A 21,030-nucleotide genomic window follows, 5' to 3' on the forward strand; every position below is an offset into this window, starting at 1 on the left:
AGCCATCTGCGCCTCTTTGGGCGGCTGCCCTGTAAGTACGTGTTATTTTTTTAACGCATAACCTAATCCAAGGCTATCTCCATCTCCATCAGTGAAAGCCTTCATGTCGACCACTGATGTCGAAAACAGTAGGCTGTAACGGCTGCTTGTGCTGAGGCCATAGATCCTGGGCTAAGCGTCGCACCTCACCGGTAAAATTGACTGCGCCGTCAATTTTGATTTCCTGCATCGCCGTAGTGGTTAGCAGCAATGTGTGTCGCCGGCTGCGATAGGGGCGATAGGTCTGAGGGATGGGTAGCCGCTTGACCTAGGCGGTCTTGGGGCGTAGCCTTAGCTCTGAGATTGTTCTGGTGCGTCGGCTGAGTTTCAAGTTATCCGGGCGAGAGCTATCTCACCATTTAGGCCGCGAAAGCGGCCTTTATTTTTTCGGCTTGTTTCTATCTCCCTTCGGAACGATAGAATAGAGCTCTGCTTTTGGCTTTCTGGCCGTAAGCTCAAAAATTGCTTCATCCAGCACCTCATTCCCGTATCCGTCATTACGTCGCACAGTGCTCTGGAGTGCGGTCATATTGGGTGAGATTTTTGAGATGGACGTCGCCGCCAAGGCCGCTGCGATCTGTAAAACCATGTCATCTATGTTATAGCCATCCCTTACCACCCGGCTTCTGTAAGCGTGGCTTCCGATGAACACGATGCCGGGCTCTTCCAGCAGTGGTAACCCTTCACTCTCTTTCTGCCTATTAATTGCTTCGAACTGCTCGGCAGTAAAAGCGCCGATTTCTACCGGTCTTACGCGGTTGCTGGCAGCAAGCTGCTCTAGATTTGCCCGTATCAGGTACTCAGCATTTTCGAATAACGGCATGTTCCGGATTCTCCTGCCGATCTACCACGTAGTGTCTTGGTGAATTTGAGGTCAGCATTGATTCTTGTTGCTATTCTTCATTTGGTTTGCCCTGCCCCTGCCTCAAAAATTTCTTCTGCCACCCTAAGGTCCGCTTGGGCTCCAATGTCGGTGATTCGATCTCGAAATTTGAAGTACAGCTCTTGCTTAAAGGCTGGATTGCCGCGCATCTCCATGAGTTTCATCACGACATTGGGGTTCATGAGTAATACGTAGTGAAACTCCCCAGATACGCCGGGCTTGGTTTTGATGAAGCCCAGTTCGCGGAGCTTTCTCATACGTCGTCGCCAGGTATCCACTGCTCTCTCGCCGCTAAATCCAGCCTCCGCAGCGAATGTGAGTGTGTTTTGGATGACAACCAAAGGCCCGTCAGGAGCTCTGCACCAGAGGGAAAAATAGGTATGCCCTGCCGGCTGCCCTTTCGCAGAAAGAGCGTCTATAAGCTCCATGGCATTGGGCATGGTGCGTGGGATGGTGGTGAACCCTTTGTTTTTCTGGCGAATCCAAAGTGTTTTGGCCGGGACCTCGGGAAAGTACTCTTTGAGCTGTTCTGCTGCTCGCTCGGCCATCCCCTTCTTCTTCGCGATATTCTGCTTGTCGGACAATCCCCTATCCTCACCCTGCTGGGTTGCGGTGCTCTTGGGTTTTACTTTCGTAGCGCTAGGTGTGGTGCGCTTCTCCTTTTTGCTGTCCGGCGCATCAGGCTTACGTTTAGGTAGGCTGGAGGGGGATTCTTTCGAGCTGGAAATAGCCATTTTCGTTGTCGCCTTTGGTGATTTGATGGCTGATATTCTGTAATGGACAGCTAGGTGTCACAAGCCCTAACGGCGCGCGATATCACGCAAATTCAGGTTGAAAAAAGATAAATTAGGACAGCCGTAATGATCTTAATAACGATACTTGACAATTCGAGATGCGTTATATCACGCACGAATACCAGCTACAAACCTATAATTTGTTGAGTTGTGCAGTTTTTCGCGGTACTCATTGTTATCCCTGTACTCCGGTGTGCTCCCATGTACTCGGTGTGCTCCTTGAGATTGTTAAGAGGCAAGAGTCACAACAATGCGCGTAGCGAGAGAATGACGTTTGATCGCTTCCAAACGCTTGATATTCCGAATACGCGCCTTTGTGCTTCGGAGCGATATCGGAGATGTAGCGATCAATGAGTTGATGAAAGGCAGTGCGTTCAGCCTCGACGCGAGAGACAAAGATGCCCCGGTCGATTTCGCTTTCGATCATGGGTGCCCAGGCTTGGGCATCGGATTTGGTTTCGAAGGTTTTTCTCTGGGCTGGATAGCCCTTACGGCGAATCTGCGCTTCCCACTGTACGTTACGAACACCGGGCAACGATTCCCGACTGTCGCCATTCCAACCACTACCGCCACTGTGGGGCAGAGCAGACTCATGGCAAAACCGACTTTCAAGACTAGGGGATATTTCTGGCAGTAGCGCCATCCCTCATGAACACAAGGGAAAAGAAGGTGGTGCACCAGGCGGGATTCGAACCCACGACCCCTGCCTTCGGAGGGCAGTACTCTATCCAGCTGAGCTACTGGTGCAGCGCGGGCGCCATGATACTCACATGGGTACGGGGCGTCCAGTTACAGGCGGCCCGCAACGCAAATCATCCAGCGCCCCCCGGCAGACGGACGCCAGTAAGCCTTTCATCACCCCACATCCACTGACGCCCACAAAGGGACAGCCACCCGCTTCCGACACAACCACCACGTGGTGCATGATGCCCCCAATACCCCCAGCCAGATCGTTCTCCCCGAGGTCCTCTTATCAATCAGTTCAAAAGCATCGAGCGCAGCCCGTGCCGCGTTCTTATCACCGGGGCCAGCATCGCAGGCTGCGCTGCGGCATGGTGGCTGACGCAGCGCAATTGCGATGTCACGGTCGTCGAGCAGGCGCCTGCTTTTCGCGATGGTGGGCAGAATGTGGATGTGCGCGGCGCTGCTCGGGAGGTGCTGCGTTTGATGGGGCTTGAGCAGGCGGTGAAGGACCTTAATACCGGCGAGACGGGGCTGGCGTGGGTCGATGAGGATAACCGCACGGCGGCGCAAATTGATCTGTCCGGGCTGGACGGCGATGGTCCTACGGCTGAGCTTGAGGTGTTGCGTGGTGATCTGGCCCGTCTGCTGTATGAGGCTTCGTCTGCCGATGCCTTCTATCGCTTTGGTGATCGTATCGTCTCGGTCGAGCATGATGAGGCGGGTGTGTCGGTCGTGTTTGAGAACGGTGAAGAGGAGCGTTTTGATCTGTTGATCATCGCGGAAGGGGTCGGCTCGCGTACGCGTGAGCTGGTGTTCCCCGGTGAGAATCAGCCGCGCAGGATGGACATGGCGTGCGCATTCTTTACCGTGCCTCGTGCGCCGACCGATAGCCAGACCGCGCGTTGGTATAACGCATTAGGCGGTCGCAGTGCAGGTGTTCGTCCGGACAATCGCGGTACGACGCGTGCGTTCTTTAATGTGCACGGCCGCAGCCACCTCGGGGTTGGCAACAGTATTGCCGAGCAGAAGGCGTTTCTTCGGGCGTCTTTCGACGGCGCGGGCTGGGAGGTGCCTCGTCTGCTGGCCGGGATGGAGGCAGCGGAGGACTTCTGGTTCGATGATCTGCGCCAAGTGAAGATTGATCGCTGGTCCAACGGGCCTGTGGTGTTGCTGGGCGATGCGGCCTGGTGTGTCACGCCGCTGGGCGGGGTTGGCGCTTCGCTGGCGCTGATTGGCGCGTATGTGCTGGCTGGCGAGCTGACCAAAACCGATTCAATTGCCGCGGCTTATGAGTATGTGCTGCGCCCGGTGGTGAAAAAGTCGCAGAGTGTACCCAAGCTTGTTCCGCGTCTGGTGCATCCTCGCAGTCGCACGGGTGTCAGGATCCTTCGCGCCGTGCAGCGGTGGGTGGCAACCCCCTTTATCAGCAAGCGTGCTGCCAGGGCGCTGACGCCTGCGGTTCAGTCGTTCACGCTGCCGGATTATCGATAGCGCTACAGTGCGTTTAGAACCTGTCACCTGGAGAATTAAAGAATGGATTCACTACAACACTGGCTCAGCTTCGCGATGATCGCCCTGGTCGTCACCCTCACGCCGGGCCCTGCGGTGGTCATGGCGTTGTCGAATTCCATGAGCCACGGCCCGGCGCGGGCGATGATCGGCTCGCTTGGCAATGCGCTCGGGCTGATGGTGGTTGCGACGGCGGTAACGGCCGGGCTTGGCGCGGTGCTGGTGGCGTCGGCCAGTGCGTTTCTGGTCCTGAAGCTTGCGGGCGCGGGGTATCTGATCTTTCTGGGCATCAAGCAGTGGCGCAATGCGCGCAGCGCCTTTGATGCGCTGGAGGCTGCGCCAAAGGCGGTGTCCGCAGGGAGTCTGTTTTTCAAAGGTATCTCGGTGGCGCTGACCAACCCCAAGGCGATTCTGTTTTTTATCGCGTTCTTGCCCCAGTTCATTCAGCCGGGCACTTTTCAGGTGCAGCAGACGGGCGTATTGATTGTCACCTTTGCCGGTTGCTCTGTGGTCGCCCATGCCTTTTATGTACTGCTGGCACAGAAGCTCAAGCGCCACCTCAATTCCGCCCGCCGCCGCAAGAACGTGAACCGGGTGTTCGGGGCGTCGTTTATCGGGCTGGGGTTCAGCCTGTTCACCTTGAAGGGCAGGGCAGCCTGACAGCGTTGAGGTTTGACGCTGATCAGAAAACCATACATCTCCGACATGGCCGTTCTTTTTTTCGAACGGCCTATTGTCCTTTGCCCCCGCAATGCCTAGGATTCGTTTGAGATTTCAAACGCTCTTGTTCGGTCTTCCTGCTCTCATGCGTTGCGCATCGCTGGAACCCGATGGAATGTTTTCCTGGCGATGGCTTCCAAACGGGGTGCATCGATATTCATTTGTTCGCTCCGCCTTTGTGCGGCGCTGTTTAGGAGGCCGACATGCAGCTTAAAGATTCCACCCTGTTCCGCCAGCAAGCCTACATCAACGGCCAGTGGCTGGATGCGGACGGTGGTCAGTCGATCAAGGTCAACAACCCGGCGACCAACGAGATCCTCGGCACTGTGCCGAAAATGGGCGCGGCCGAGACGCGTCGGGCGATTGAGGCGGCTGACAAGGCGCTGCCGGCCTGGCGTGCGCTGACCGCCAAAGAGCGCGGTAACAAGCTGCGCCGCTGGTTCGAGCTGATGATCGAGAATCAGGACGACCTGGGTCTGCTGATGACCCTGGAGCAGGGTAAGCCGCTGGCTGAGGCCAAGGGCGAGATCACGTATGCAGCGTCGTTTATCGAGTGGTTCGCCGAAGAAGCCAAGCGCGTGTACGGCGATGTGATCCCCGGTCACCAGCCGGACAAGCGTCTGATTGTGCTCAAGCAGCCGATTGGTGTGACGGCGGCGATTACGCCGTGGAATTTCCCGGCAGCGATGATCACCCGCAAGGCCGGCCCTGCGCTGGCGGCGGGTTGCACGATGGTGCTCAAGCCTGCGTCGCAAACGCCGTTTTCTGCGTTGGCGCTGGCTGAACTGGCCGAGCGTGCGGGTATTCCGGCCGGCGTGTTCAGCGTGGTGACGGGCAGCGCGGGCGATATCGGCAGCGAGCTGACCGGTAACCCGATCGTGCGTAAATTGTCCTTCACGGGTTCGACCGAGATCGGTCGCCAGTTGATGGCTGAATGCGCCAAGGACATCAAGAAAGTGTCGCTGGAGCTGGGCGGCAACGCGCCTTTTATCGTGTTCGACGACGCCGACCTCGACAAGGCCGTCGAAGGCGCGATGATCTCCAAGTACCGCAACAACGGTCAAACCTGCGTCTGCGCCAACCGCATCTATGTGCAGGACGGCGTGTATGACGCGTTCGCCGAGAAGCTCAAGGCGGCGGTCGGCAAGCTGAAAATCGGTAACGGCCTGGAAGACGGCATTACCACTGGCCCGTTGATTGATGAAAAGGCCGTGGCCAAGGTCAAGGAACACATTGCCGACGCTGTCAGCAAAGGTGCGACCGTGCTGACCGGTGGCAACAGCCTGGAAGGCTCGTTCTTCGAGCCGACTATTCTGGTCAATGTGTCGAAAGATGCCGCCGTTGCCCGAGAAGAGACGTTCGGTCCGCTGGCCCCACTGTTCCGTTTCAAGGACGAGGCTGAGGCGATTGCGCTGGCCAACGACACCGAGTTCGGTCTGGCGTCGTACTTTTATGCGCAGAACATGAGCCGCGTTTTCCGGGTGGCCGAGGCGTTGGAATATGGCATGGTGGGTATCAACACCGGCCTGATCTCCAACGAACTGGCACCGTTCGGCGGGATCAAGTCGTCCGGCCTGGGCCGTGAAGGTTCCAAGTACGGCATTGAAGATTATCTGGAAATCAAATACCTCTGCCTGTCGGTCTGACTGACTGGTGCTGAGGTGTTGCAGCCGATGGCGCGCGAGAGCGACGTGCCATCGGCTTTTGTTGCACCGTAATTTCTTGGCGGCCTGAAGGCTGCAGCAGTCGATCATCGTATGCTGTTGCAGTTGATCCAGTCCGCTTGCTCCTTGAACCACGCCGACCGATGAGCGGCGAATGAGGAATACATGAGCCAGACCAACGAATCCCTGATGCAACGCCGCCATGCCGCTGTCCCGCGTGGCGTTGGTCAGATCCACCCGATTTTTGCTGCTTCGGCGAAGAACGCCACCGTTACCGACGTGGAAGGTCGTGAATTCATCGACTTCGCCGGCGGTATTGCGGTGCTGAACACCGGTCACCTGCACCCGAAGATCGTCGCCGCCGTGCAAGAGCAGCTCACCAAGCTGACCCATACCTGCTTCCAGGTATTGGCGTACGAGCCTTATGTAGAGCTGTGCGAAAAGATCAACGCCAAAGTGCCAGGTGATTTCGACAAGAAAACCCTGCTGGTCACTACCGGTTCCGAAGCGGTGGAAAACGCCGTGAAGATCGCTCGTGCTGCCACTGGCCGTGCAGGTGTGATCGCGTTCACCGGTGCTTACCACGGCCGCACCATGATGACCCTGGGCCTGACCGGCAAGGTTGTGCCTTACTCGGCCGGCATGGGCCTGATGCCCGGCGGTATCTTCCGCGCGCTGTACCCGTGCGAGCTGCATGGCGTGAGCGTTGACGATTCCATCGCCAGCATCGAGCGCATCTTCAAGAACGACGCCGAGCCACGGGACATCGCTGCGATCATCATCGAGCCGGTGCAGGGCGAAGGTGGTTTCTACGTGGCGCCGAAGGCCTTCATGCTGCGTCTGCGCGAGCTGTGCGACAAGCATGGCATCCTGCTGATCGCTGACGAAGTGCAGACCGGCGCTGGCCGTACCGGTACGTTCTTCGCCATGGAGCAGATGGGCGTTGCTGCTGACCTGACCACATTCGCCAAGTCCATCGCGGGCGGTTTCCCGCTGGCGGGCGTGTGCGGCAAGGCTGAATACATGGACGCCATTGCGCCCGGTGGTCTGGGCGGCACGTATGCCGGTAGCCCGGTGGCCTGCGCGGCGGCCTTGGCGGTGCTGGATATCTTTGAAGAAGAACACCTGCTGGAGCGCTGCAAGGCAGTGGGCGAGCGTCTGGTGACGGCGCTTAAAGGCATGCAGGCCAAGTACCCGGTGATCGGCGAAGTGCGTGCGCTGGGCGCGATGATCGCAGTCGAGCTGTTTGAAGACGGCGACTCGCACAAGCCTAACGCCGCTGCAGTGGCTCAGGTTGTCGCCAAGGCGCGTGACAAGGGGTTGATCCTGCTGTCGTGCGGTACTTACGGCAACGTGTTGCGCGTACTGGTACCGCTGACCGCTGAAGACGAACTGCTGACCCGTGGTCTGGCAATTCTCGACGAGTGCTTCGCTGAAATAGCGTGAAAAACGTGCGGTCGCGAATTGATTAATTTGTGACCAAACGGACAAAAAAAGCCCGTTTCGACGGGTTTTTTTTCGTCTGGAGCAAGGTATTTCACTCTTTTGGCTATATCCGGGCGAACGCATTGGCTAAGGTGAACGCATCGATGTCGGAGAGTCATGATGACTGCTGTAGTTTTACCCGCGGTACCTCGCGTCTTGATTGCTGAGTCTGATCCGTGGGTTCGCGAAACACTCAGCGATCTGGTACTGGGCGTGCGCGCGGACGTCGAACTGGAGATGTGCACCGATGGCAAGCAAGCCGTCGAGTGGATGAAGAAGCAACTGCCGGATCTGGTCATTGCTGCACGCGAGCTGCCGGGCATCGATGGGCTCAGCCTGTTGCGTGGCGTGCGTAACCTGCGCCGTCAGCCTGTTATCCCCTTCATTCTGATCAGCAGCCGCAGTGACAGCGCCAGCGTGCGTGAGGTCCTGCCGCTGGCCCCGACTGCCTATCTGACCAAACCCCTGAACACCGAGGGTTTGCGCCAGCGCCTTGAAGGCCTGCTGCTGGCGCATCGCGCCCCGGCACCGGGTGAAGTGCCTGCGTTGACGCCTGGGCTGACCCTCACCAAGTTTCTCGACAAGCGCCGTGACGTGGCGGACGGCGCGCCGCTATTCGTTGATGTCGCGACCGCCGTGAAGCTCAGTCAAACCGCGAATGGCATCGACGTTGCCTTGCTGGAGCAGGAACTGCGCAACGATCCGCACATCACCGCCGTTTTAATCGCCGCCGCCAACAGTGCGGCTCAACATCTGGGCAAGCCGGTGCAGACCATGGGCGGGGCGCTTGGCATTCTGGGGCCGGTGCAAGGTGCGAACATCGCAGTTGGCCTGGCTAAAAAGCGCATGGCGGTGCTGACCGACGACGCGTTGCTGGCACAAGCCCATGAATTCTGGACCATGTCGCAGCGCACCGCTGACTACGCGCGCATTCTGGGTGGCATGCTGGAGTTGGATGTAGAGCGTTGTTTCTGCGCCGGGCTGTTGCAGTCGCTGGGTGATCTGGCTGTGCTGGGCTGTTTGCAGGAGTGGCTGCTGGCTGGTGGCGTGCTGAATGAAGAGGTGATCAAGCAATCGCTGGAGCAGTATTCCGCTGCCTTCGGTTCTGCGCTGCGCACCCGCTGGCGCTTGCCGCTGGAGCTGCGTGAGCTGATCGCTGCGGTGTATCAGTACAACACCGGCATCTTCACTCGCGAGGTACTGGCGATGAACCTGGCGGGCCAGATGGCGCGTCTGGGCGAGGAAGAGAGTGTTACCCCGTTGATCAAGACCAAGTCGGCGAAGCTGTTGAAGCTAAGCGTTGGCGACTTGCAGCGTCTGCGCAAGAAACTCACCGGCGTGACGGATCCGAGCCTGCTGATACCGCTGCCGGTCGAGCCTGAGGCCGTTGCCGATGCAGTTGAGGAAGATGAGCCTGACTTGCTGGACCTTACGCCTGAGGCACCTATTCAAGAGCCCGCGGCGCTTGAGGACCCGGGCGATGCGGTTCAGGGTGTGACGAAGAAATAAGAGCGTGGCCAAACCCCTTCGCGAGCAAGCTTGCTCCCACAGACGAACATCATCCTGACGCTCTGCGTCAAAAGCTCAGATGCGCCGCCTATTCAAGATCGGACGCAGAGCGTCCAGGGCGGCATGCGACGCGGAGCGTCGCACGATAGTTGGGATAGTTGCGATTTATCGTTCCGCACGCTCCAGCGTCGCACGGTAGCTGAGATTACTTAAGGTGCGTCACACCAGCACAATCTGATTCTTGCCCTGGCGCTTGGCCTGATACATCGCTGCATCGGCGCGGCCGTAGAGGGCTTCCAGGCCTTGGTCTTCTGGGCCAAGATTGGTCAGGCCCTGGCTGGCGGTGATGCTGAAGGTGCTGCCATTTGCCTGGAAGTTCTGGCGCTGGATCTCGCGTTGCAAGCGTTCTGCGATCTGCATGGCCATCTCCGGTGCGCAGCCAGGAAACACCGCTGCAAACTCCTCGCCGCCGATCCGGCCGAACAGATCGCCACGCCGCAATGCCGAGCGACCGCTTTCTGCGATGCGTTGCAGCACGGTGTCGCCTTCCTGATGGCCGTAGGTGTCGTTCACCAGTTTGAAGTCATCGATGTCCAGCAACAGGAAGGCCAGCGGCGTGCCGTTGAGGCGAGCCAGTTCGAACTCGCGCTGGGCGCACTCGAAAAAGTGCCGGCGGTTGCTGCTTTGGGTCAGTACGTCGGTCGTGGCCAGGCGCTGCAGCTCATCTTCGAGGTGCTTCTTATCAGTGATGTCTTCGGCAATGCCCACCACAATCAGGCGCTGACTGGCGTCGGCGCGGTGGCTGACGAAGCATTTGTCACTGAGCCAGCGCACTTCGCCGTCGGCGCGAATGATGCGGTACTCGCGGTCCTCGACAGCGCCTTTCTCGATGACTTCGCTCAAGCTGCGCTCGGCGTAATTCAGGTCGTCGGGGTAGATGCTGTCGCGCCACTCGCTGTAGTCAGCCAGCAGCAGCCCGGCCGAGCGACCGAAAATGTGCTCGTAAGCCGGGCTGACGTAGATCATGCGCTGGGTTTCCCAGTCGAACGCCCACAAAACCGCGTTCACACTCACCAGCAACGAGCTGAACAATTGTTCGCGCTCGCTCAGGCGTGCGACTTCTGCCTGGGCGTGCATCAGGGCTAACAGGGTTTCTGCGGCTGCAGGCATATCAGTGATCGGCGTGCCGGGTAGGGCGGTAGGGGACTGCTTTTCCATAAGAGCGCATCTCAAGCGATTGCGGCCAGCGCCACACACCTTCCCAAAGAGCCCGGGAAAGTTGATGAGATAGGTTGAACGGGGGGAAGTTCCGGAACGGGCGCGCCCACCAGGGGCGCGCCGATCAACGGTATCAGGCGTGGACAGGGCGTAACGAGTAGGTTTTCAGTTGATCGGCGAACTCGCGCAATGACTGAATGCCGCTGGCTTCGGCCTCGTGAATCCACTCTTTCATGGCTGAAAGCATGTCATGACCGTTGCTGCTGGTCTTGACCCAGATCTGCTGCAAGGCCAGGCGCTTTTCATAAATCACCTTCAGCGCGTGGCTGTGCTCGAGCATGGTCTGGATGCGCAGATGGTGCTTGTCATCGAGCAGGCTGGTCTCGCGTGACAGCAGCCTTTTGGCGCGGCGGAACTGATGACGCACTGACTCGTCGGCCTTGGCCAGCTCCTGGGTGACCAGTGGCGCGATGACCAGCTTGCGGTACTGCGCCATGATCTGGAACCGGTTGTTGAGAATCGCCATGGCAGTATCCATGTCGATATGGCCCTTGCCTTCTACCCGGTGGGCGATAGGCGCGACCCGCTGGACCTTGGCCAGACGCAGGAAGCTGAACAGCTTGATCCATGCCCAGCCCATGTCGAATTCCCACGGCTTGACGGAAAGCTTGGCCGAGTTGGGGTAGGTGTGGTGATTATTGTGCAGCTCTTCGCCGCCGATCACGATGCCCCACGGCACCAGATTGGTGGCCGCATCACGGCATTCAAAGTTGCGATAGCCGACGGCATGACCCAGACCGTTGACCACACCGGCAGCCCAGAACGGAATCCACATCATCTGGATCGCCCAGACGGTGATGCCGATGGCACCGAACAGCGCCAGGTCGATGACTGCCATCAGCACAATACCCAGCATTTTGTAACGCGAGTAAAGATTGCGCTCGATCCAGTCTTCCGGGCAGTTCTTGCCGTAGATACGCAGGGTGTCCTGGTTCTGGGCTTCTTCGCGATACAGCTCGGCACCTTTGCGCAAGACGGTGGACAGGCCTTTGACGACCGGGCTGTGCGGGTCGTCGACGGTTTCGCATTTGGCGTGGTGTTTGCGGTGGATGGCGGTCCACTCGCGAGTGTTCTGCGCCGTGGTCAGCCACAGCCAGAAGCGGAAAAAGTGTTTCAGCCCCGCATTGAGTTCAAGCGAGCGGTGGGCCGAGTAGCGGTGCAGATAGACCGTGACCCCGACGATCGTCACGTGGGTCATCGCCAGCGTGACTGCTATTACCTGCCAGACAGAAAGGTCGAGCAAACCGTTGTACCACATAGGCTGTTTGGCCCTCGAAAAGTGACTCGTGAAGAAAAAAGTTGCGATGAGCATTATCACTGACATCACACAGAAAACCAGTCACCCTTTCAGATAAGCGTCGCAGAATGTTTCTTGCTTTATAATTCTGCCTTTTCATAAGGTTTTTCGTTTCTGATGTCAGATTACTCCCGTGGCGCGCTGCGAACGGCCGTCCTGTATGGGCTGCTGTCCATTTTGTGGTTTATGGCGTGCGACATTTTGCTGCCCCTTTTCATCGACGAACCGGCTCGATTGGCGTTCTGCCATCAGATGGCCGGTTACGCTTGGGCGCTGCTCAGCGCGGTGACGATCTTTGTTGCGCGTGACAGGTTGAGGAAAATCATCGGTGGCGAGGCGCATTTCGAGCGCCAGCAGGACGATTACGACCGGCTGCGGCTGGCCGAGGCGGTGTTCGACAGCACTCGTGAAGGCGTGCTGGTCAGCGATGCGCAAGGGCGGATCGTTCACGTCAATCGTGCATTTGTCGACATCACCGGGTATCAAGCCGAGGAAGTGCTGGGTTTCAACCCCAGCACGTTCAAATCCGGCCGCCACGGCCCGGAGTTCTACCGGCAGATGTACCACTCGCTGCTCAGCGTGGGCCAGTGGAGCGGCGAGATATGGAATCGACGCAAGAGCGGCGAGATTTACCCGCAGTGGCAGACCATTCGCAGCGTTATGGGCGACGATGGCCAGCTCAAACACTTTGTCGCGGTATTCTCCGACATCACGGCCATCAAACGCTCCGAGCGAGAACTGGCTCAGTTGATCCATTTCGACGCCCTGACCGATTTGCCCAATCGGCTGCTGCTGACGGATCGCATCAGTCAGGCGCTGACCTCTGCACGCGCCAGCAAGCGCGGCTGCGCGCTGTTGCTGATTGACCTGGACCACTTCAAGAATATCAACGACAGCCTCGGCCACAACGTCGGTGACGATGTGCTCAAGGCCGTCGCCGAGCGGCTCAAAGGCCTGTGCGGCAACGAAACGACCCTGGCACGTCCCGGCGGCGACGAGTTCGCCCTGTTGGTCAAGAATTGCTCGCAGGTGGTCCGGGCTGCTGCGTTGGCGCAACAGGTCAGCGAGGTGCTCAAGGCGCCGTTTGTCATCGCCGCGCATCAGTTGTTTGTCACCGCCAGCATGGGCATCAGCCTGTATCCCGGCGATGCACAGAGCGCCGAGCAGTTGTTGCGCAATGCCGATTCGGCGCTGTTCAAGGCCAAAAGTGAGGGGCGCGACTGTTATGCGCTGTACACAGAGGAGCTGACCGCCCACGCCCAGCAGCGCGTGCAACTGGCCGGCGAGCTGCGTCAGGCCATCGAACAGGGTGAGTTGCGGGTTTTCTACCAGCCGGTCCACGACCTCATCACCCGTTCTGTCTGCGGCGTCGAAGCGCTGGTGCGCTGGCAGCACCCTACGCGCGGAATGGTTTCGCCGGGCGAATTCATTCCCATCGCCGAACAGAACGGCTTGATCGCTGACATTGATGCCTGGGTGCTGAACACCGCCTGTCGGCAGATGCGCGCCTGGCTGACCGAGGGCGTACCGATTGCATTCGTCGCAGTCAATGTGTCCAGCCGCCTGTTCAGCCGCGGCGATCTCGACCGTCAGGTTGCGCAGGTGCTGCACGATATCGGGCTTGATCCGGCTTTTCTGGAGCTGGAAGTGACGGAAAGCGCAGTCATGGAAGACCCCGAACAAGCGATCGAGCAGCTGCACCGGCTGCGTGAGCTAGGCCTGAGCCTGGCCATCGATGACTTCGGCACCGGTTACTCTTCACTGTTGCGGCTCAAGCGCATGCCGGTGCAGAAGTTGAAGATCGACCAGGGTTTTGTGGCCGGGCTGCCGGGTGATGGCGACGATATCGCGATTGTCCGAGCCGTCATCGCACTGGGCGCCAGCCTGGGCATGCGCGTGCTGGCGGAAGGCATCGAACAGGCCAGCCAGGCTGCATTTCTGCTGGAGAATGGCTGTCAGCTGGGGCAAGGCTACTGGTTTGCACGGCCGATGGCTGCGCACCTGATCGACTGGTCTCACGCGCCTGTTTTTGGCCCTGGCGCGTCCTGAAAACATCAGGCTTGCCAGGGTGTGCAACGCATCCTGGCGAGACATCAACTTGCTAAATGTCTTTTGGTTATATCTGCATTCTTAAATAGTCTTTTTAAGAATATCCGCGCGTCACTATTATTGCCCTACCGCCATACGCCATCGCCCCCAGTCGCGAAGGCCGGAAACTCACATTTCAAGGAAAAAGATAATGAGCGCATCTCTACGTAGTGTTGACGGTCAGGACGAAGCAGCAATTCTGCGTGAAATTCAGAGTGCGTTGCGTGACCTGCGTTTTGGCGCCGTCGAAATCACTGTGCACAACGCGCAAGTGGTGCAGATCGAGCGCAAGGAAAAGTTTCGTTTGCAGAACCCCGCCGCCAAGCAGAGCTGAAACGGTACCCGACTGGTCCACCGGAGGGCTTCATCCTGACTCCTGATACAACCCTGAAAAAAAGCAGCGCGTCGTTGCGGATGCCGCTCTGGCGCGCGAAGAAGAAATCAAAAAAGCCAACACACTGCATTCCAGGAGCTTCATCTATGTCCATTCGCCGTTTTGCTCTGGCCGCTCTCGCCAGTGCTGTTTTCGCAGGTTCGGCTGTTGCCAAGGATTACGAACTGCTCAACGTGTCTTACGATCCGACACGCGAGCTGTATCAGGATTACAACGCAGAATTCGTCAACTTCTGGAAAAAGTCCCATCCGGACGACACCGTGAAGATTAACCAGTCTCACGGCGGCTCGGGCAAGCAGGCGCGTGGCGTAATCGACGGCCTGCGTGCCGATGTGGTGACCCTGGCGCTGGCCGGTGACATTGACGAAATCGCCAAGCTCGGCAAAACCCTGCCTGAAAACTGGCAGACCCGACTGCCGGACGCGAGCACGCCGTACACCTCGACCATCGTGTTTCTGGTGCGCAAGGGCAACCCCAAAGGCATCAAGGACTGGGGCGACCTGATCAAGAAAGACGTTTCCGTAATCACCCCCAACCCGAAAACCTCCGGCGGGGCGCGCTGGAACTTTCTGGCGGCCTGGGCCTACGGCCTGAAAGCGGGCGGCGGCGATGAAGCCAAAGCCAAAGAATACGTGCAGACGCTGTTCAAGCACGTACCGATTCTGGACACCGGCGCTCGCGGCTCGACCATTACCTTCGTCAACAACGGTCAGGGCGATGTGTTGCTGGCCTGGGAAAACGAAGCATTCCTGGCGCAGAACGAAGACGGCGGCAAAGGCAAAGACAAGTTCGATATTGTCGTACCTTCGCTGTCGATCCTTGCCGAACCTCCGGTTGCCGTGGTCGACAAAAACGCCGAGAAGAAGGGCAACACCGAGATCGCGACCGAGTACCTCAAGCACCTGTACAGCAAGGAAGGTCAGGAAATTGCTGCAAAAAATTACTATCGTCCACGCAATGCCGAAGTCGCTGCCAAATACGAGAAGCAATTCCCGAAACTTGACCTGGTGACTATCGACAAAGACTTTGGCGGCTGGAAGACTGCGCAGCCGAAGTTTTTCAATGATGGCGGCGTGTTCGACCAGATTTACCAAGCGCAATAAACCGAATGACGATGCCGCGCGAGCGGCATCACAGGTTTGGTCAAGCAGCCCGGATTAACGTCCGGGCTTCGTGCAAGTGAAACCAGGGACTTTTATGTCGCGTCGTATCTCCCCCGTCATACCCGGCTTCGGGCTGACGCTGGGCTACACCTTGGTGTACCTCAGTCTGATTGTGCTACTACCGCTGGCCGCCATGTTCATACATGCCGCGCAGCTTACCTGGGATCAGTTCTGGACCATCATCACGGCGCCTCGCGTGATTGCGGCACTCAAACTGAGTTTCGGCACCGCGTTTTACGCGGCCCTGATCAACGGCGTGATCGGTACGCTGCTGGCCTGGGTGCTGGTGCGTTACACCTTCCCCGGCCGCAAGATCATCGATGCGATGATCGATTTGCCGTTCGCCCTGCCGACCGCCGTGGCCGGTATCGCCCTGACAGCGCTGTACGCACCCAATGGCTGGGTCGGGCAGTTCGCCGCTGATCTTGGCTTCAAGATCGCCTACACCCCGCTGGGCATTACGCTGGCGCTGACGTTTGTCACGCTACCGTTCGTGGTGCGTACCGTGCAGCCTGTGCTGGCCGATATCCCGCGAGAAGTCGAAGAAGCCGCCGCCTGTCTGGGTGCGCGTCCGCTGCAGGTGTTCCGCCACATCCTCGTTCCGGCATTGCTGCCAGCCTGGCTGACCGGCTTCGCCTTGGCGTTTGCCAGAGGCGTGGGCGAGTACGGCTCGGTGATTTTCATCGCCGGCAACATGCCCATGAAAACCGAGATTCTGCCACTGCTGATCATGGTCAAGCTCGACCAGTACGATTACACCGGCGCCACCGCTATCGGCGTAATGATGCTGGTGGTTTCCTTCATTCTGCTGCTGCTGATCAATCTGCTGCAGCGGCGTATCGAAACCCCATCCTGAGGAGGCGCAGAACATGTCTTATTCATCTGTTTCAGCCGCCGCCTCCGCCAATGCAGCCCGTCGTGGCAGCGCGGTGTCGCGGCGTATTCTGATCGGCCTGTGCTGGCTGGTCTTCGTGCTGTTTCTGGGTCTGCCGCTGTTCATCGTGGTGTCGCAGGGGCTGAAGAACGGTCTGGGTGCATTTTTTACCGCCATCCTTGAACCGGACGCCTTGTCGGCCCTCAAGCTGACGGTGATTGCGGTGCTGATTTCGGTGCCGCTCAATGTGGTGTTCGGCGTCAGCGCGGCGTGGTGCGTGAGTAAATACTCGTTCCGTGGCAAGAGCATTCTGGTCACGCTGATCGACCTGCCGTTCTCGGTATCGCCGGTTATCGCAGGTCTGGTCTACGTGTTGATGTTTGGTGCGCAGGGCCTGTTCGGGCCGTGGTTGCAGGACCACGACATCCAGATCGTGTTTGCTCTGCCGGGCATTGTGCTGGCGACCATTTTTGTCACCGTGCCGTTCGTGGCGCGTGAGCTGATCCCGCTGATGCAGGAGCAGGGCACGCAGGAAGAAGAAGCCGCGCGGCTGCTCGGCGCCAACGGCTGGCAGATGTTTTGGCATGTCACGGTGCCGAACATCAAATGGGGCCTGATCTACGGCGTGGTGCTGTGTACCGCACGGGCGATGGGTGAGTTTGGTGCCGTGTCGGTGGTCTCCGGGCACATTCGCGGCGTTACCAACACCCTGCCGCTGCACGTCGAAATTCTCTACAACGAGTACAACCACGTCGCAGCCTTTGCCGTGGCGAGCCTGTTGCTGATCCTGGCGCTGTTCATCCTGCTGCTCAAGCAGTGGAGCGAATCGCGCATTAACCGTCTGCGCCATAACGCGGCGGAGGAATAATCATGTCGATCGAAGTCCGTAACGTCAGCAAGAATTTCAACGCCTTCAAGGCCCTGAACAACATCAGTCTGGACATCCAGAGTGGCGAGCTGGTCGCTTTGCTGGGCCCGTCAGGCTGCGGCAAGACTACCTTGTTGCGCATTATTGCCGGTCTGGAAACTCCGGATGACGGCAGCATCGTGTTCCACGGTGAAGACGTTTCCGGCCATGACGTGCGTGATCGCAACGTCGGGTTCGTGTTCCAGCACTATGCGCTGTTCCGCCACATGACCGTGTTCGACAACGTCGCCTTCGGCCTGCGCATGAAGCCCAAGAGCGAGCGCCCGAACGAAACGCGCATTGCGGAGAAAGTCCACGAGCTGCTGAACATGGTGCAACTGGACTGGCTGGCTGATCGCTACCCGGAGCAGTTGTCCGGTGGTCAGCGTCAGCGTATCGCCCTGGCCCGCGCACTGGCGGTCGAGCCGAAAGTGCTGTTGCTGGACGAGCCGTTCGGCGCGCTGGACGCCAAGGTCCGCAAGGAACTGCGTCGCTGGCTGGCGCGTTTGCACGAAGACATCAACCTGACCTCGGTGTTCGTGACCCACGATCAGGAAGAGGCCATGGAAGTGGCCGACCGCATCGTGGTCATGAACAAGGGCGTGATCGAACAGATCGGCTCGCCGGGCGAGGTGTACGAGAACCCGTCCAACGATTTCGTTTACCACTTCCTGGGTGACTCCAACCGCCTGAGCCTGGGCGACGAGGGCCATGTGTTGTTCAGGCCGCACGAAGTCTCGTTGTCACGCCAGGAAATCGAAGACCACCATGCAGCCGAAGTCCGCGACATCCGCCCGCTGGGCGCGACCACACGGGTGACGCTGAAGGTAGAAGGGCAGAACGAACTGATTGAGGCCGAAGTGGTGAAAGACCACGACAGCCTGGTCGGGCTGGCGAAGGGCGAGACACTGTTCTTCAAGCCGAAGGTGTGGCAGAAGCTTTGATGGCCTGCGCTGGAGCGATGCTCCAGCGTCAATCGCTGTACTCAGGTTCGCTTTTGATACTGGCCGAAGGCCGTGGGAGTGGACCGGGCGACGCTTCGCTTGTCCACGAAAGCTCCATTCCGGGCGATACATCTTCAACGGATGTAACAACCCCTTCGCGAACAAGTTCGCTCCCACGCCCTTCGGGCAGAAACTCCGAGATTTTTCGACCATCAGGACTTGCGCATCGCTATAGATGCTTAGTGCAAAGCGAGCAGAGCCTTTACACCGCTGCCTTGCGCGCATTCCGCCCCACCGGGCCGGAGCGTTCTTCGATGGCGTGCTGCAAGGGTTTGCGCAGGCCCATCAGGAACGCCAGTTCCGCGACCACGAACAGCGGGCCGATAATCAGGCCTGTCAGGTCATCGATGAATGCCGGCTTGCGGCCTTCGTAATAATGGCCGATGAACTGGATGATCCAGCCAATCACAAACAACCCGACGCCCGCACTCAGCCAGGCCATGGTCGCCTGCTGCGCGAGATTGGCCCCCGCCCAGATGCACAGCGCCAGCAATACCGCCATCACCGCGCCCAGCGCTTTGTCCAGCCGCAGGTAAAACACCGTCGAGCCCAGGGCCAGCAGCGCCGCAGGGGAAATCCACAGCCCGCTGATGTTCCAGCCCGGACGCGATAAAAGCACCGCCACGGCCAGCACGATCAGCGGGATGCCCACGAAGTGGGTCAAGATGTTGCGTGAGTCACGGTGATAGGACGCGTATTGGCTGAGATGATCGACAAGGGTTTTCATTATTATTCCTGCCTGCAACGATGATCGGGTTCCATTAACGTATCGCCTTTGCAATACGATTGCCTGCAATAAAAGGGAGCAAACATGACAAACGGAGTGCTGTGGCGGTCATCGTTGCTGTCCGACTACTGGTTTTCACACTTGCCTGCCGCTTTGCAGGATAGCGTGCTGCACGCCGCTCGCCAGGTCCGCAAGACGCCCGGCAAGATGCTGTTTGAAAAAGGCGCTGCGCCGTGCGGTCTTTATGCGCTGCTGGAAGGTGACGTGCGCATCGGTGGCGCGCATGTTCAGCGGCTGGGACCTCGCATCGAGCCGATCCGGCGGCCGTACTGGTTCGGCGAAGTCTCGCTGTTCGATGAAATGCCGCGCCGCTTCGATGTCTGTTCACTGGAGCAGACTATCTTCCTGCAGGTGCCGCACTCGTTTCTGGTCTCCTTGCTCGACCGGCATCCCGAATACTGGCGCCATTTCGCTGCGCTGCTGAGTCAGAAGCTCGGTTTGCCGCTGCAAAACCCCGAGAAGCTTCAGTTGTTGCCGCCTCGTTCGCGGGTCGCATCGCGGTTGTTGTTGCTGAGTGAAGGGTATGGACCGTTGAGCCATGCGCGGCGCTTGATTACGCTTGATGAAGTCACCTCACTGCAAGACCTCTCGCACTCGGCCTTGCTTGAAGTGCTTGAAGATCTGCACGAGCGTAAGGTCGTGCGCCTGGGCATCGGGCAACTGGAAGTGTTCGATGTCGACAAACTGCGCAAGATTGCCAACTTCTCCAGGGCCAGGGCGGTGTGCTGATCAGGCGCTCTGCGTTACAGGCCGGAAACATTCGGTAACGGCTCCGACGCCTCTTCGATTGAGATAGCAAATGGGATTCACTACCATTTCGCCTCATTTGCGAACGTGAGATACCCCGATGCAGGCAAGCAAGCGTCTTCTGGCTGCGCTGACACTGACTTTGCTGGGCAGCGCCGCCCAGGCTGCCGATGAAGTGGTGGTGTATTCCTCCCGTATCGACGAGCTGATCAAGCCAGTGTTCGATGCCTACACGGCAAAGACCGGCGTCAAGATCAAGTTCATCACCGACAAGGAAGCGCCGTTGATGCAGCGCATCAAGGCCGAGGGCGAAAACGCGACCGCCGACCTGTTGCTGACAGTCGATGCCGGCAACCTCTGGCAGGCCGAGCAGATGGGCATCCTGCAGCCGTTTACCTCGCCGGTCATCGAAGCCAACATCCCGCCGCAGTATCGCTCGTCTACCCACGGCTGGACCGGCTTGAGCCTGCGCGCGCGCACCATCGCCTATTCCACCGACCGGGTTAAACCGGTCGAGCTGACGACCTATGAAGCGCTGGCCGACAAGAACTGGGAAGGGCGTCTGTGCCTGCGCACGGCGAAGAAGGTCTACAATCAGTCGCTGACCGCTACACTGATTGAAACCCACGGCGCAGAAGCGTCCGAGAAAATTCTCAAAGGCTGGGTGAATAACCTGTCTACGGATGTGTTCTCCGATGACATCGCGGTGCTTGAAGCAATCAATGCCGGGCAGTGCGATGTGGGCATCGTCAACACGTACTATTATGGCCGCCTGCACAAGCAGAACCCGGACCTGGCGGTGAAGCTGTTCTGGCCGAATCAGGCGGACCGTGGTGTGCACGTCAACCTGTCGGGCATCGGCCTGACCAAGCATGCGCCGCACCCGCAAGCGGCCAAAGCGCTGGTGGAGTGGATGACCGGCCCTGAGGCGCAGAAGATCTTCTCCAGCGTCAACCAGGAGTTCCCGGCCAACCCGAACGTGGCGCCTTCGGAAGAAGTCGCGAGCTGGGGGCAGTTCAAGGCCGACACCATCCCTGTCGAAGTGGCAGGCAAGCGTCAGGCAGAAGCCATTCGCATGATGGATCGCGCAGGCTGGAATTGATTTAATACCCACTGCCCTATCGCGCCCACGCTCAGCGGTATACACAAGCCCTGACGAGCCCGGAATACGGGGCTTTCTGGCTTCTGCCCACGGCCTTCGGCC

18 protein-coding genes, 1 tRNA gene and 1 pseudogene are annotated in these 21,030 nt (G+C 58.8%); 14 read left to right on the top strand and 6 right to left on the bottom strand.

What is annotated here, in order from left to right:
- Positions 1 to 418: 418 nt before the first annotated feature.
- Positions 419 to 862: a hypothetical protein gene (locus tag QRN38_RS11490; protein WP_005763400.1), complete on the bottom strand. Its 444-nt coding sequence runs from the start codon at positions 860 to 862 to the stop codon at positions 419 to 421.
- 77 nt (positions 863 to 939) lie between these two features.
- Positions 940 to 1,656 (bottom strand): hypothetical protein, encoded by a 717-nt coding sequence (locus tag QRN38_RS11495; RefSeq protein WP_007247164.1) that lies wholly within the window; start codon positions 1,654 to 1,656, stop codon positions 940 to 942.
- Between the two features lie 334 nt (positions 1,657 to 1,990).
- Between QRN38_RS11495 and QRN38_RS11500 the strand changes: the two genes are divergently transcribed.
- Positions 1,991 to 2,353 carry a hypothetical protein gene (locus QRN38_RS11500; protein ID WP_154072977.1) on the top strand — a complete coding sequence of 121 codons (363 nt, stop codon included), beginning with the start codon at positions 1,991 to 1,993 and terminating at the stop codon, positions 2,351 to 2,353.
- A gap of 33 nt (positions 2,354 to 2,386) precedes the next feature.
- Here the strand turns inward: QRN38_RS11500 and QRN38_RS11505 are convergent.
- Positions 2,387 to 2,463 (bottom strand) — tRNA-Arg (locus QRN38_RS11505).
- A gap of 169 nt (positions 2,464 to 2,632) precedes the next feature.
- Here QRN38_RS11505 and QRN38_RS11510 point away from each other — a divergent pair.
- From QRN38_RS11510 to QRN38_RS11530, 5 genes and pseudogenes are all read left to right on the top strand, one after another.
- A pseudogene (locus QRN38_RS11510) lies at positions 2,633 to 3,891 on the top strand (FAD-dependent monooxygenase).
- Positions 3,892 to 3,933: 42 nt separating this feature from the next.
- Positions 3,934 to 4,569, top strand: coding sequence for a LysE family translocator (locus QRN38_RS11515; RefSeq protein ID WP_005613755.1), 636 nt, complete (start codon positions 3,934 to 3,936; stop codon positions 4,567 to 4,569).
- Positions 4,570 to 4,832: 263 nt separating this feature from the next.
- On the top strand, positions 4,833 to 6,275 hold the full coding sequence (gabD, locus tag QRN38_RS11520; RefSeq protein ID WP_003380270.1) for an NADP-dependent succinate-semialdehyde dehydrogenase: 1,443 nt from the start codon (positions 4,833 to 4,835) through the stop codon (positions 6,273 to 6,275).
- A gap of 183 nt (positions 6,276 to 6,458) precedes the next feature.
- Positions 6,459 to 7,739 (top strand): 4-aminobutyrate--2-oxoglutarate transaminase, encoded by a 1,281-nt coding sequence (gene gabT, locus QRN38_RS11525; protein ID WP_024420637.1) that lies wholly within the window; start codon positions 6,459 to 6,461, stop codon positions 7,737 to 7,739.
- Between the two features lie 156 nt (positions 7,740 to 7,895).
- A complete protein-coding gene (locus tag QRN38_RS11530; RefSeq protein ID WP_057417511.1) occupies positions 7,896 to 9,287 on the top strand; it encodes a response regulator in 1,392 nt (463 codons plus the stop codon).
- A 219-nt stretch (positions 9,288 to 9,506) separates the two neighbouring features.
- Here the strand turns inward: QRN38_RS11530 and QRN38_RS11535 are convergent, their stop codons facing one another.
- Together QRN38_RS11535 and desA are read right to left on the bottom strand one after the other, a co-directional pair.
- Positions 9,507 to 10,505, bottom strand: a complete 999-nt coding sequence (locus QRN38_RS11535) for a GGDEF domain-containing protein (protein WP_005763415.1) — start codon at positions 10,503 to 10,505, stop codon at positions 9,507 to 9,509.
- 133 nt (positions 10,506 to 10,638) lie between these two features.
- Entirely contained in the window at positions 10,639 to 11,823 is a 1,185-nt protein-coding gene (gene desA / locus QRN38_RS11540; protein ID WP_044393593.1) for a delta-9 fatty acid desaturase DesA, read from the bottom strand.
- A gap of 156 nt (positions 11,824 to 11,979) precedes the next feature.
- Between desA and dibA the strand changes: the two genes are divergently transcribed.
- The 6 genes from dibA (at position 11,980) to QRN38_RS11570 (ending at position 18,232) form a co-directional block, all read left to right on the top strand.
- Positions 11,980 to 13,911, top strand: a complete 1,932-nt coding sequence (gene dibA / locus QRN38_RS11545) for a phosphodiesterase DibA (RefSeq protein ID WP_005763420.1) — start codon at positions 11,980 to 11,982, stop codon at positions 13,909 to 13,911.
- A gap of 190 nt (positions 13,912 to 14,101) precedes the next feature.
- Positions 14,102 to 14,284 carry a sulfur starvation response protein OscA gene (oscA, locus tag QRN38_RS11550; protein ID WP_002551397.1) on the top strand — a complete coding sequence of 61 codons (183 nt, stop codon included), beginning with the start codon at positions 14,102 to 14,104 and terminating at the stop codon, positions 14,282 to 14,284.
- A gap of 146 nt (positions 14,285 to 14,430) precedes the next feature.
- Positions 14,431 to 15,447: a sulfate ABC transporter substrate-binding protein gene (locus QRN38_RS11555; protein ID WP_011103091.1), complete on the top strand. Its 1,017-nt coding sequence runs from the start codon at positions 14,431 to 14,433 to the stop codon at positions 15,445 to 15,447.
- Positions 15,448 to 15,541: 94 nt separating this feature from the next.
- Positions 15,542 to 16,363: a sulfate ABC transporter permease subunit CysT gene (gene cysT, locus QRN38_RS11560; RefSeq protein WP_005763424.1), complete on the top strand. Its 822-nt coding sequence runs from the start codon at positions 15,542 to 15,544 to the stop codon at positions 16,361 to 16,363.
- Positions 16,364 to 16,376: 13 nt separating this feature from the next.
- Positions 16,377 to 17,249: a sulfate ABC transporter permease subunit CysW gene (cysW, locus tag QRN38_RS11565; RefSeq protein WP_003380253.1), complete on the top strand. Its 873-nt coding sequence runs from the start codon at positions 16,377 to 16,379 to the stop codon at positions 17,247 to 17,249.
- A 2-nt stretch (positions 17,250 to 17,251) separates the two neighbouring features.
- Positions 17,252 to 18,232, top strand: coding sequence for a sulfate/molybdate ABC transporter ATP-binding protein (locus tag QRN38_RS11570; protein ID WP_003380252.1), 981 nt, complete (start codon positions 17,252 to 17,254; stop codon positions 18,230 to 18,232).
- 262 nt (positions 18,233 to 18,494) lie between these two features.
- On the opposite strand, the gene QRN38_RS11575 is transcribed toward QRN38_RS11570, so the two are convergent.
- The gene (locus QRN38_RS11575) at positions 18,495 to 19,019 is read right to left on the bottom strand and encodes an Mpo1 family 2-hydroxy fatty acid dioxygenase (protein ID WP_057417512.1); all 525 of its coding nucleotides are present in this window, start codon (positions 19,017 to 19,019) and stop codon (positions 18,495 to 18,497) included.
- 84 nt (positions 19,020 to 19,103) lie between these two features.
- On the opposite strand from QRN38_RS11575, the gene QRN38_RS11580 reads away from it, so the two are divergent.
- Together QRN38_RS11580 and QRN38_RS11585 are read left to right on the top strand one after the other, a co-directional pair.
- Positions 19,104 to 19,808, top strand: coding sequence for a Crp/Fnr family transcriptional regulator (locus QRN38_RS11580; protein WP_057417513.1), 705 nt, complete (start codon positions 19,104 to 19,106; stop codon positions 19,806 to 19,808).
- Positions 19,809 to 19,926: 118 nt separating this feature from the next.
- Entirely contained in the window at positions 19,927 to 20,928 is a 1,002-nt protein-coding gene (locus QRN38_RS11585; protein WP_007247176.1) for an extracellular solute-binding protein, read from the top strand.
- The last annotated feature ends 102 nt before the right edge of the window (positions 20,929 to 21,030 follow it).

Origin of the sequence: Pseudomonas sp. CFBP2511, from assembly GCF_030209255.1 — a bacterium.
GTDB classification, from domain to species: domain Bacteria; phylum Pseudomonadota; class Gammaproteobacteria; order Pseudomonadales; family Pseudomonadaceae; genus Aquipseudomonas; species Aquipseudomonas avellanae.